General features: G+C 57.0%; 11 protein-coding genes. 4 read left to right on the forward strand and 7 right to left on the reverse strand.

The window, feature by feature from the left end:
* Positions 1-44: 44 nt before the first annotated feature.
* Complete coding sequence (hppD, locus tag LJX92_RS13310; RefSeq protein WP_032875438.1) at positions 45-1121, reverse strand: 4-hydroxyphenylpyruvate dioxygenase; 1077 nt, start codon at positions 1119-1121, stop codon at positions 45-47.
* Positions 1122-1547: 426 nt separating this feature from the next.
* Here hppD and LJX92_RS13315 point away from each other — a divergent pair, with 426 nt between their 5' ends.
* Together LJX92_RS13315 and LJX92_RS13320 are read left to right on the forward strand one after the other, a co-directional pair.
* Entirely contained in the window at positions 1548-3089 is a 1542-nt protein-coding gene (locus LJX92_RS13315; protein WP_032875441.1) for an EAL domain-containing protein, read from the forward strand.
* Positions 3090-3263: 174 nt separating this feature from the next.
* Positions 3264-3629, forward strand: coding sequence for a histone-like nucleoid-structuring protein, MvaT/MvaU family (locus LJX92_RS13320; protein WP_032875443.1), 366 nt, complete (start codon positions 3264-3266; stop codon positions 3627-3629).
* A gap of 112 nt (positions 3630-3741) precedes the next feature.
* Here the strand turns inward: LJX92_RS13320 and LJX92_RS13325 are convergent, their stop codons facing one another.
* Positions 3742-4278, reverse strand: a complete 537-nt coding sequence (locus tag LJX92_RS13325; RefSeq protein ID WP_078821338.1) for a DUF4946 domain-containing protein — start codon at positions 4276-4278, stop codon at positions 3742-3744.
* Between the two features lie 178 nt (positions 4279-4456).
* Between LJX92_RS13325 and gloA the strand changes: the two genes are divergently transcribed.
* Positions 4457-4978, forward strand: coding sequence for a lactoylglutathione lyase (gloA, locus tag LJX92_RS13330; RefSeq protein ID WP_005788230.1), 522 nt, complete (start codon positions 4457-4459; stop codon positions 4976-4978).
* A gap of 83 nt (positions 4979-5061) precedes the next feature.
* Here gloA and ahpF read toward each other — a convergent pair whose 3' ends face one another.
* The 3 genes from ahpF to LJX92_RS13345 all read right to left on the reverse strand — a co-directional run bounded on the left by ahpF (position 5062) and on the right by LJX92_RS13345 (position 8387).
* The gene (gene ahpF / locus LJX92_RS13335; protein WP_032875448.1) at positions 5062-6627 is read right to left on the reverse strand and encodes an alkyl hydroperoxide reductase subunit F; all 1566 of its coding nucleotides are present in this window, start codon (positions 6625-6627) and stop codon (positions 5062-5064) included.
* A gap of 130 nt (positions 6628-6757) precedes the next feature.
* Positions 6758-7321: an alkyl hydroperoxide reductase subunit C gene (gene ahpC, locus LJX92_RS13340; protein ID WP_005788226.1), complete on the reverse strand. Its 564-nt coding sequence runs from the start codon at positions 7319-7321 to the stop codon at positions 6758-6760.
* 133 nt (positions 7322-7454) lie between these two features.
* Positions 7455-8387, reverse strand: coding sequence for a site-specific integrase (locus LJX92_RS13345; RefSeq protein WP_228308378.1), 933 nt, complete (start codon positions 8385-8387; stop codon positions 7455-7457).
* Positions 8388-8556: 169 nt separating this feature from the next.
* On the opposite strand from LJX92_RS13345, the gene LJX92_RS13350 reads away from it, so the two are divergent.
* Positions 8557-9564 (forward strand): DNA-binding protein, encoded by a 1008-nt coding sequence (locus tag LJX92_RS13350; protein ID WP_228308379.1) that lies wholly within the window; start codon positions 8557-8559, stop codon positions 9562-9564.
* Here LJX92_RS13350 and gorA read toward each other — a convergent pair whose 3' ends face one another.
* Together gorA and galU are read right to left on the reverse strand one after the other, a co-directional pair.
* Positions 9565-10923 carry a glutathione-disulfide reductase gene (gorA, locus tag LJX92_RS13355; protein ID WP_228308380.1) on the reverse strand — a complete coding sequence of 453 codons (1359 nt, stop codon included), beginning with the start codon at positions 10921-10923 and terminating at the stop codon, positions 9565-9567. It lies immediately after the preceding gene.
* A 105-nt stretch (positions 10924-11028) separates the two neighbouring features.
* Positions 11029-11868 (reverse strand): UTP--glucose-1-phosphate uridylyltransferase GalU, encoded by an 840-nt coding sequence (galU, locus tag LJX92_RS13360; RefSeq protein WP_003173830.1) that lies wholly within the window; start codon positions 11866-11868, stop codon positions 11029-11031.
* Positions 11869-12087 lie beyond the last annotated feature (219 nt).

The following is a 12087-nucleotide window of genomic DNA, read 5'->3' on the forward strand; positions in this document are numbered from 1 at the left end:
CAAAAAAGCCCGGTAAAAACCGGGCTTTTTCGTTATCCATTGAATTACTCGGCAGTCAGTACGCCACGACGCACCTGGTCGCGCTCAATCGACTCGAACAGCGCCTTGAAATTGCCTTCGCCAAATCCATCGTCGCCCTTGCGCTGAATGAACTCGAAGAACACCGGCCCCATCAGGGTTTCCGAGAAGATCTGCAAAAGCAGGCGCTTATCGCCTGCAATCGAGGAACCATCCAGCAGGATGCCACGCGATTGCAACTGGTCTACCGGCTCGCCGTGGTTCGGCAGGCGGCCTTCCAGCATTTCGTAGTAAGTGTCTGGCGGTGCGGTCATAAAACGCATGCCGATCTTCTTCAACGCGTCCCAGGTTTTGACCAGGTCGTCGGTGAGGAACGCCACGTGTTGAATGCCTTCGCCGTTGAACTGCATCAGGAACTCTTCGATCTGCCCGGCGCCCTTGGACGATTCTTCGTTCAACGGGATGCGGATCTTGCCATCCGGTGCGCTCATGGCCTTGGAGGTCAGGCCAGTGTATTCGCCCTTGATGTCGAAATAGCGCGCTTCGCGGAAGTTGAACAGTTTTTCGTAGAAGTTGGCCCAGTAGATCATGCGTCCGCGATAGACGTTATGGGTCAGGTGGTCGATGACCTTGAGGCCGGCGCCTACCGGATTGCGGTCAACGCCTTCGAGATAGACGAAATCGATGTCATAGATCGAGTTACCTTCGCCGAAGCGGTCGATCAGGTACAGCGGCGAACCGCCGATACCCTTGATCGCCGGCAGGTTCAGTTCCATCGGCCCGGTTTCAATATGAATCGGCTGGGCGCCCAGTTCCAGGGCCCGGTTGTAGGCTTTTTGCGAGTCCTTGACGCGGAATGCCATGCCGCACACCGACGGCCCATGTTCGGCCGCGAAGTAGGCGGCGAGACTGCCGGGTTCGTTGTTGAGGATCAGGTTGATCTCGCCCTGGCGATACAGGTGCACGTCCTTGGAACGGTGGGTCGCCACCTTGGTGAAGCCCATGATCTCGAAGATCGGCTCCAGCGTGCCAGGCGTCGGCGATGCGAATTCGATAAATTCAAAGCCCATCAGGCCCATCGGGTTTTCATATTGGTCGGTCATTTCGATGCCTCATCATTCTTGTAGGTAGCAATTGATCAGTTGCGAGCAAGGATGAGGTTCGAGGGTGGCGCACAGGAAAGACCCCGCACGCTGCGGGCGAGGAAGTCACCAAAGATGAGGGGGGAGCCGAGTAGCTTCATGGTGTCATCAGTCTCTGACGGCCGAGGCTTGCGTGAGCGCAAGTCCATATTCTTGTATGCGTAAACCGATTCTACACAGCGTAAACAGATTTGTCCGTACTCTTATCAAATCCCCATTGCCCTGCTTCGTGCAAGAGGTTTGTAGCAAGCGCGCCGGCTGGTTGAGCACCCGGGACACGCGTGAATAGGCCCTCAGCCCAGAATCAACAATCGGTAGCGAGCGTACTTGAGCAATGCCATCTATCATCGGCACATACCCTTCTTTTTTCAGCGACTGACTGTCCCTATGCCCCTGACCTCCAAAGGCCCACGAGGCCGAGCCACACGTTACGTCATCAGCGCAACCTGTGGACTGCTCCCGATTCTGCTGGGGGTCGCGATTCTTTACTGGCAAGCTGAACGCACACTTGAACAAAGCACCACACAAACGGCTCAGGAAGCAGTGCGCCAGTTCGATTTGATGCTCGACAATACCGCCCTCGCCGCCCGGGATTTGCTGCCATTGGCAGGCAAGCCGTGCGATAACGCGGCGAAACTGGCGCTGCGCGAACAGGTCACGCGCCGGCCGTTCGTACGCGCCACCACGTTGTCCTGGCAGAAAAACATTTATTGCAGCTCACTGTTTGGCGGCGACTACCAATCGCCGGTTAACCCGGACGACTATGTGGATGGCCGGTTGTGGTTGATGAATGGCAACCCTGTCACGCCAGATACTGCGTTACTGGTTTACCGCCTGGTGGAGGGTGAGCAAGGCGCGTTTGCCTCGATCGACAGCTACCACCTCACCAATGCCTTGCGCCTGATCAGTCGTTACGCCTATTTGGTGCTGCAAGTCGGGCCCAATTGGCTGGATGCCGACGGCAAAGTGCATAACGACGCAGTGCCCGTGTTCGCCGTGGCGCATCATCACCTGGCGTCGGCGCGCTATCACTACAGCGTCGAGGCCGGGATGCCTGCCGGGGAAACCTGGCGTTATATGCAGGCCCGCTATCCGGCGGTGTTCAGCCTGGTGGCGTTCTTTGGTGTGCTGGCTGGCATCCTCGCCCATTGGCTGCAAAAACGCTCGTCGGCACCCACCCACGAACTGCAACGTGCATTAAGCGCCAACGAATTTATCCCGTATTTCCAACCCGTGGTGCGCGGTGATACGCGTCAGTGGGCCGGTTGCGAAGTGCTGATGCGCTGGAAACATCCCAAAGAGGGCCTGGTGCGGCCAGATTTGTTTATTCCCCTGGCCGAAGACTCCGGCCTCATCGTGCCGATGACCCGCGCCCTGCTGCGCCAGACCGCCGCGCAACTGGCGCCCCATGCCGAACGCTTCAACCCCGGTTTTCATATTGGCGTGAACATTACCGCGCGGCATTGCCAGGACCTCGAACTGGTGAACGATTGCCAGGAGTTTCTCGCAGCCTTCCCGCCCGGCCAGGTCACCTTGGTACTGGAGCTGACCGAACGCGAGCTGATCGAGCCCACCGAGACCACCCGCAGACTGTTTGACGCCCTGCATCAGTTGGGGGTGATGATCGCGATCGATGACTTCGGCACCGGCCATTCCAGCCTCGGTTACTTGCGCAACTTCAATGTCGACTACTTGAAGATTGATCAGAGCTTTGTCGCCATGATCGGTGTGGATGCACTGTCACGGCATATTCTGGACAGCATCATAGAACTGTCAGCCAAGCTTGACCTTGGCATTGTTGCCGAAGGCGTGGAAACAGCAGAACAGTGTGAATACCTCGTCGCCCAAGGTGTGGATTTCTTACAAGGTTACCTGTTCGGCAAGCCGCTACCCTGCGATGAGTTCATTAAATCGTTAGGCAACCGATGAAAGATTGTTATTTGGACAGAAGACATGATTTACTCCAGAGGGATTAACTACTACAATTTTTCTGCCTGTGCAGAACTCGCAGAAGGGTCTTCTTCGTTGACGTCGTGTTAACGTTTCTGGCTTATAGCTTTGTCTGCAGTTGATATCAGCCACTACACTATTGGAGTACAGATTTTGTCCAGACTCGCCGAATTTCGCGCAGCAGAAAAAGCCCTTCAAGAGCAGCTGGCCCAGCTGGAATCCTTGAAGAATGACGCAGGCTTGAAGAAAGAAATCGAATTCGAAGAAAAGCTCAAAAAGCTGATGGACAGCTACGGCAAAAGTCTGCGCGATGTCATCGCCATTCTTGATCCAGCCCCGCGCAAGGCGGGTGCAACCATCGCCGCAGCGCCAAAGCAGCGCCGTGCACGGGTCGTCAAGGTTTACCACAACCCGCATACCGGTGAGCTGATCGAGACCAAAGGCGGCAACCACCGCGGCCTGAAAGCGTGGAAAGAAGAGTACGGCGCTGCCACGGTAGATTCCTGGCTGCGCGGTTAATCATCCCGCACTAAAAAAAGCCCCGCACATGCGGGGCTTTTTTGCAGTTGACGGTTCGAAAGCGAACTTAACCAGCCGTTCATTTTGTTCAAAACCACTAAAAAGGGTCGATTCAAAGTTTCAGGCTGTTACGCACCGAACTGACTTCGTCTTTGCTCGCCTCGTAGGCTTGCGCCTGGCCCGCGTAAGAAAATACATAGGCCTTATCTGTATCCACTGCGCCGACTAATGTTTGTGACAACACGTGCCGTCCATTTTCGGTTATCACGCAAGTAGTCTCCAACGCTTCAAGGCGACTCAGTGTCGTAGGATGCATCTTGCTGCACACGCTTTGATAACCGCCCTGAGCGAAATCTTTCTGAATCGATTTGCGCATTTCCAGTAACACGCCTGGAAGATTAACTTTATGTCCGGTTTCAATTGGCGTGCCGGTCAACTCCATGACCATCAGGGTTGCGCCGTTTTCATCATTTTTGATCGCGCGCTGGCGAGACACTGTTTGAGCCTTCGCGGGGACTTCGTCGTCAGGTATGACTTCTTCGACCTGCCAGCCGCTGGGCCAATGAATCTCCGGGTCGGCCGCCAATACGAACGGGCTCCCCAGCATCAGGCACAACGTACTCAACAGCGATTTACGAAACTCGATCATTATGAAAAACGCCCAGGGTTCAAGCCGCAAAGTTTGCGGCCCCGGACCCGCCGCTCGCAAGGGCCGCGTGCGTTTTTTCATTTGGCGCGGCAGGTAGCCCTTGCGTATCATGAGCCGGCAGCACGGATGCTTGCCGCACGCCAAGGGACCGCTTTGCCCCATTTTTTCTGGAGGGCCCATGAGCCTGCACGAACTGAACACCTTCCCGGGCGTCACTGCCCAACCTGACACCGCCACTGCAAATTTTGTGTTTAACCACACCATGTTGCGGGTCAAGGACATCACCAAATCGCTGGACTTCTACACCCGCGTGCTGGGTTTCTCCCTGGTTGAAAAACGCGACTTCCCGGAAGCCGAATTCAGCCTGTATTTCCTCGCCCTGGTGGACAAGGCCCAAATCCCGGCCGACGCCGCCGAGCGCACCCAGTGGATGAAATCGATTCCGGGCATCCTTGAGCTGACCCATAACCACGGCACCGAAAACGACGCCGACTTTGCCTATCACAACGGCAATACCGACCCGCGTGGCTTTGGCCATATCTGTATTTCGGTACCGGATATCGTCGCTGCGTGCGAGCGTTTCGAAGCGCTGGGCTGCGATTTCCAGAAGCGCCTGACGGATGGCCGCATGAAGAGCCTGGCCTTCATCAAGGACCCGGATGGTTACTGGGTCGAGATCATCCAGCCGGCGCCGATGTAACACGCGGCGCGTCTCGCGCAGTACGCAGGAATAAAAAAGCCCCATGATTGCTCATGGGGCTTTTTTGGTTTTTCGCGTGTCACTTATGCCGGGGCTGATGTGCGAATCAAGTGATCGAATGCACTCAGGGAGGCCTTGGCACCCTCGCCCACCGCAATGACGATCTGCTTGTAGGGCACGGTAGTGACGTCACCGGCCGCAAATACACCCGGCAGTGAAGTCTCGCCACGGGCATCCACGATGATCTCGCCGCGAGGCGTCAACTCCACCGTGCCTTTGAGCCAGTCGGTGTTGGGCAACAAACCGATCTGCACGAAGATACCTTCCAGGTCGATAGTCTTGAACTCACCACTGTCGCGATCCTTGTAGGCAAGGCCGGTGACTTTCTGACCATCGCCTTTGACTTCGCTGGTCAGCGCGCTGGTAATCACATCCACGTTCGGCAAGCTGTAAAGCTTGCGTTGCAGCACCGCATCGGCGCGCAACTTGCTGTCAAACTCAAGCAACGTGACATGGTTGACGATCCCGGCCAAATCAATAGCCGCTTCCACACCGGAGTTACCGCCGCCGATCACCGCAACGCGCTTGCCCTTGAACAGCGGCCCATCGCAGTGCGGGCAGAAGCACACGCCCTTGGCCTTGTATTCCTGCTCGCCCGGCACACCCATCTCTCTCCAGCGGGCGCCAGTGGCCAGGATAACGGTCTTGGACTTGAGGGTCGCACCGCTTTCGAAGCGAATCTCATGCAACTCACCGGCATTTTTCGCCGGCACCAGGCTGCTGGCGCGCTGCAGGTTCATGATGTCCACGTCGTACTGACGCACATGCGCTTCCAACGCACTGGCCAGTTTCGGCCCTTCGGTTTCCTGTACCGAGATAAAGTTCTCGATGGACATAGTGTCCAGCACCTGGCCACCAAAACGTTCAGCCGCTACACCGGTACGGATACCTTTACGGGCTGCGTAGATGGCCGCCGAGGAACCGGCTGGGCCGCCGCCGACAACCAATACATCGAACGCCTCTTTGGCACTGATTTTCTCGGCGGCTTTTTCGAGGCCGCTAGTGTCGAGCTTGGCAAGAATTTCTTCCAGGCCCATGCGGCCCTGGCCGAAGTTCACTCCATTCAAGTAGACACTGGGCACCGCCATGATCTGGCGTTCGTCGACTTCGGCCTGGAACAGCGCGCCGTCGATGGCCACATGACGGATATTGGGGTTCAGCACCGCCATCAGGTTCAGGGCCTGGACCACGTCCGGGCAGTTCTGGCACGACAGCGAAAAGTATGTCTCGAAGCTGAACTCACCTTTAAGGGCGCGGATCTGTTCAATCACTTCGACACTGGCCTTCGACGGGTGGCCACCGACTTGCAACAGAGCCAGCACCAGCGAAGTGAATTCATGACCCATGGGGATGCCGGCGAAGCGCAGGCTGATATCGGCACCCGGGCGGTTGATGGAGAACGATGGCCTGCGCGCATCATCGCCATCGGTTTTCAGGGTAATCAGCGTGGTGAGGCTGATGACGTCCTGTAAAAGAGCAAGCATTTCCTGGGATTTCGCGCCGTCGTCGAGGGAGGCGACGATCTCGATCGGCTGGGTGACCCGTTCCAGGTATGACTTCAACTGAGCTTTAAGATTGGCGTCCAACATACGGGCGATTTCCTGTTCATTCGGTTTATTGCAGACAAAAAAACGCCCGAGCGAATCTCGCCCGGGCGTTTTGAGGGCGGATGCAGCTTACTTAAGTGCGGATTCCCGCCCTTGATACGTCTTCACAGACTTAGATCTTGCCGACCAGGTCCAGGGACGGAGCCAGAGTGGCCTCGCCTTCTTTCCACTTGGCTGGGCACACTTCGCCTGGGTGGGCAGCGACGTATTGAGCAGCCTTGATCTTGCGCAGTAGCTCGGAAGCGTCACGGCCAACACCGCCGTCGTTCAGTTCAACGATCTTGATCTGACCTTCCGGGTTGATCACGAAAGTACCGCGGTCTGCCAAGCCGGCTTCTTCGATCAGTACGTCGAAGTTGCGGGAGATGGTCAGGGTTGGGTCACCGATCATGGTGTACTGGATTTTGCCGATGGCTGGCGAAGTGTTGTGCCAGGCAGCGTGGGCAAAATGGGTGTCTGTGGACACGCTGTAGATTTCGACGCCCAGCTTCTGGAATTCGGCGTAGTTGTCAGCCAGGTCTTCCAGTTCGGTTGGGCAAACGAAGGTAAAGTCGGCTGGGTAGAAGAATACTACCGACCACTTGCCTTTCAGGTCAGCGTCGGTCACATCCAGGAAGCTGCCGTTTTTGAAAGCGGTGGCTTTAAACGGTTTTACTTGGCTGTTGATGATAGGCATCGTTGACTCTCCGTCAGGGGTTAAGAAGTTGATGAGATGAATCCTACCGACTCTTTCGGTCGATGGCCCATTGGCAAACCTGATGCTGATGATTGGCTTTCTCTATCAAGTGGCGGTATTGATAGAAGAAATTTCAAATCAGCGGCTGGGTGGCCAAGGTCATGCCGAGAAACGGCGTCGCTTCAACATAGCGCATGGCGGATTTCATGTCGTTCCACCCGACGTAACTCATCAGCGACTTCAAGTCCCAGCCACTGCGATGGGCCCAGGTGGCAAAGCCGCGCCGCAGGGAGTGGCTGGTGTATTGCTCGGCGGGGATGCCTGCACGTTCCAGGGCCTGGCGCAATAATGGGATGACACTATTGGGATGCAGCCCCTCCTCGCCCAGGTTGCCCCAACGGTCGATGCCGCGAAAGACCGGGCCGCGAACCAGCGCCGAGGCGCTGAGCCAGTCGCTGTAAGCTTGCACCGGGCACAGGCGCAGCAGCGCTGGCGTCTGGTATGTCTTGCCCAGGTTTTCCCGATCGCCTTTGCTACGCGGTAGGTACAGGCTGATCCCGGCGCCGGGCACAGCCTGGACGTGCTCAATGCTTAATCGGACCAGCTCATCACTGCGAAACCCCCGCCAAAAGCCCAGCAGGACCAGCGCAGTGTCACGCTTGGCGCGCAGCAATCGGGGCTGGTCCTGGTTTTCGCTGGCCTGGCTTGCTTCAAGCGCCAGTGAAGTGACGACCTGCTCAAGATGCTGTAGCTGCAAAGGCTCTGCCTGCCGCTCGCGCGCTGGATGCACGGCACGAATCCCCTTGAGCACCTTGCGCACCACGGGCGCTTTCGTCGGATCGGCAAAGCCCTGGCTGGTATGCCACTGCGCCAGTGCCGAAAGCCGCAGTTTCAAGGTGTTCACCGCCAACACTCCGGCGTGCGCCACCAGATAACGCGCCACGCTGTCGCTGGTGGCCGGCAGAAACCCTCCCCAACTCACTTCGAAGTGCTCGATCGCCGCACGGTAGCTGCGGCGCGTGTTGTCGCGGGTCGCAGCGTTGAGATATCGATCCAGCTCGCTCATGGGTGTCGTTTCGTACTGCCGTCAGGAGAAGTGGCGGTTAAAACCGTTATGACACGGGATAATACGCCAATATCCCATCTGTTAAATCATGAATTTCAACGAGTTTTTATACATGTTATAGTACGTATATACATACCATGTACCACAGTACTAAATCGACGGAGACCCCATGGCTCGCGGCGGCATAAACAAAGCAGTAGTTCAAACGGCACGCTTGGCAATCCTTGCCCGCGGCGAAAACCCCAGCATCGACGCAGTACGGATCGAGATGGGTAATACCGGTTCCAAAACCACTATTCATCGCTATTTGAAGGAACTGGACGAAAGTGAAACCCGGCTGACCATTACCGAGGCGCCGATTGACGACGAGCTAGGCGAGCTGGTTGCACGTCTGGCCCAGCGCCTGAAAGAGAAGGCTCAGGAGCCGATTGACTTGGCGCTGGCGCAATTTGAACAGCAGAAAACCGCCCTGCTCGCCCAGGTTGAGGCGCTTGAAGAGGCACACACTCAGCTCAAGCAGCAATTTGATATCCAGGCCGCAGCCCTGGCGGAAGAAAGCGCTGCGCTGCAAACCGTCAGCACCAGCCTGCAAACCGAGCAAACCCGTAACGCCGGGTTGAGCCAGGCGTGCAGTGATTACGAGTTGCGGATCAACGACAAGGACGAACAGATTCGCTCACTGGAAGAGAAACACCTGCACGCACGCGACGCGCTTGAGCATTACCGCAACGCGATAAAGGAACAGCGCGAGCAAGAGCAGCGTCGCCATGAAGGCCAGCTGCAGCAGGTTCAAGCCGAATTGCGCCAGGCTCAGCAAAGCGCACTCGTACGCCAGGATGAAATCACCCAACTGCATCGCGATAATGAACGCCTGCTGATTGAGCAGCGAGTGACCACCAAGGAACTGAACGCATTGCAGGATCAGACCCGCAAGGATCAGGCCGCACAACTCAAGCTCAATGAGCATCTGAGCAAGATCGACAGCGAGCGCGCCCTGCTTCAGGAGCGCCTGCGGGTTGCAGCACTGGACAGTCAGGCACGCCAGGAGGCGCTACTTGAAAATCAGCAGCGCAACAAGGCACTGGAACTGGACCTGATCAAGGCCCAGGCCAGCATCGACGCGCTGCGCCTGGCCGCCGCCGTTGCAGCGGCGCCAGAGACAGCACAACCATCTTGATCAATCGGCCACAGGCGTGCGCATGGTGACGAACTCTTCGGCCGCCGTCGGGTGCACGCCGATGGTCTCGTCGAAATGCTGTTTGGTCGCGCCCGCCTTGAGCGCGATCGCCAGCCCCTGCACGATTTCGCCTGCATCCGGACCGACCATGTGGCAGCCCAAGACCTTGTCGGTGTCGGCATCGACCACCAGTTTCATCAGGGTCTTTTCCTGGCAGTCGGTCAAGGTCAGCTTCATAGGCCGGAAACGGCTTTCAAAGATCTGCACCTTGTGACCTTGCTTGCGCGCGTCTTCTTCCGTCAGCCCGACGGTGCCGATATTCGGCAGGCTGAACACCGCCGTTGCGATGTTGGCGTAATCCACCGCACGGTACTGCTCAGGCTTGAACAGGCGCCGCGCCACGGCCATGCCTTCAGCCAGGGCGACCGGCGTCAGTTGCACCCGACCAATCACATCGCCAATGGCCAGGATCGATGGTTCGGCGGTCTGGTAAAGATCGTCCACCTCAACGAAGCCGCGCTCGTCCAACTTCACACCGGTATTTTCCAGCCCCAGGTTGTCGAGCATCGGGCGGCGGCCGGTAGCATAGAACACACAGTCGGCTTCCAGCACGCGGCCATCCTTCAAGGTGGCCTTGAGGCTACCGTCGGCTTGCTTGTCGATGCGCTCGATATCGGCATTGAACTGCAGGTCCAGCCCGCGCTTGGTCAGTTCTTCCTTCAGATGGGTGCGCACCGAACCGTCGAAACCGCGCAAGAACAAGTCACCGCGATACAGCAAGGTGGTGTTGGCACCCAAACCATGGAAAATTCCGGCGAATTCCACTGCAATGTAACCACCACCCACCACCAGTACGCGCTTGGGTAGCTCTTTAAGAAAGAACGCCTCATTGGAACCGATCGCGTGTTCACGCCCTGGAATTTCCGGGATCTGCGGCCAGCCGCCGGTAGCGATCAGGATGTGCCTGGCAGTAAAGCGCTCGCCGTTGATCTCTACCTGATGCGCATCTACCAGACGCGCATGGCCTTCATGCAGGGTCACCCCGCTGTTGACCAGCAGGTTGCGATAGATGCCATTAAGACGGTTGATCTCTCGATCCTTGTTGGCAATCAGGGTTGCCCAGTCAAAGTTCGCTTCGCCCAATGCCCAACCGAAACCACTGGCTTGCTCGAAGTCTTCGGCAAAATGCGCGCCGTACACCAACAGCTTTTTCGGCACGCAGCCGACGTTCACACAGGTGCCGCCCAGATAGCGGCTTTCCGCAACGGCCACCTTGGCACCGAAGCCTGCGGCAAAGCGCGCCGCACGAACACCGCCGGAACCGGCGCCAATTACATACAGGTCAAAATCGTAGGCCATTTCACTCTCCTCGGCAGAACACCAGCATACCGACTTACATGGGGCTGAAAAACGAAAAAGCCACCCGAAGGTGGCTTTCTCTTGAAACAGTGCGGCAAGCGTGAATCAGTAGGCCTTGCCAGTCTTGTAGAAGTGCTCGTAGCAGAAGTTGGTTGCTTCGATGTAGCCTTCGGCGCCACCGCAGTCAAAACGCTGCCCTTTGAACTTGTAGGCAATTACGCAACCGTCTTTGGCTTGCTTCAACAGTGCATCGGTGATCTGGATTTCGCCACCCTTGCCCGGCTCGGTTTCTTCGATCAGCTTGAAGATGTCCGGGGTGAGGATGTAACGACCGATGATCGCCAGGTTCGACGGAGCATCTTCCGGCGCTGGCTTCTCGACCATGTCACGCACGCGGATCAAGCCATCGCCAATATCGTCGCCGGCGATAACACCGTACTTGTTGGTTTCGGTTGGGTTGACTTCCATCACCGCAACGATGGTGCAGCGGTATTTCTGGTAGAGCTTGACCATCTGGGTCAGCACACCATCACCTTCCAGGTTCACACACAGGTCATCCGCCAGAACCACGGCGAACGGTTCGTCACCGATCAGCGGGCGACCGGTAAGGATAGCGTGGCCGAGGCCTTTCATCTGAGTCTGACGGGTGTAGGAGAACGAGCACTCGTCGAGCAATTTACGGATGCCGACCAGGTATTTTTCCTTATCGGTGCCTTTGATCTGGTTTTCCAGCTCATAGCTGATGTCGAAGTGGTCTTCCAGGGCGCGTTTGCCGCGGCCGGTAACGATGGAGATCTCGTTCAGGCCGGCATCCAGGGCTTCTTCCACGCCGTACTGAATCAGTGGCTTGTTCACCACCGGCAGCATCTCTTTGGGCATGGCTTTGGTCGCTGGCAAGAAGCGAGTGCCGTAACCGGCTGCTGGGAACAAGCATTTCTTGATCATATGAGTCCTTACAAAGGGCTGTGCGTACGGAATTCGGCGCAGTCTAATCAGGCCGCAGTCACCTTACAATGGGTCCTGCTGGCGTTGCGATGTCATCATAGAGAAAAAATGTCGGCGTAAGTTCCGCTGATCTTGCAAAGGGGTTGCCCACGATCAGACGAAACACACCCGCCCCCCCTTTATTTAAAAGGGCTGCAATGGTTTTAGCACGCTTTTCGC

Source organism: Pseudomonas sp. HN8-3 (genome assembly GCF_020790195.1).
Lineage (GTDB): Bacteria > Pseudomonadota > Gammaproteobacteria > Pseudomonadales > Pseudomonadaceae > Aquipseudomonas > Aquipseudomonas synxantha_A.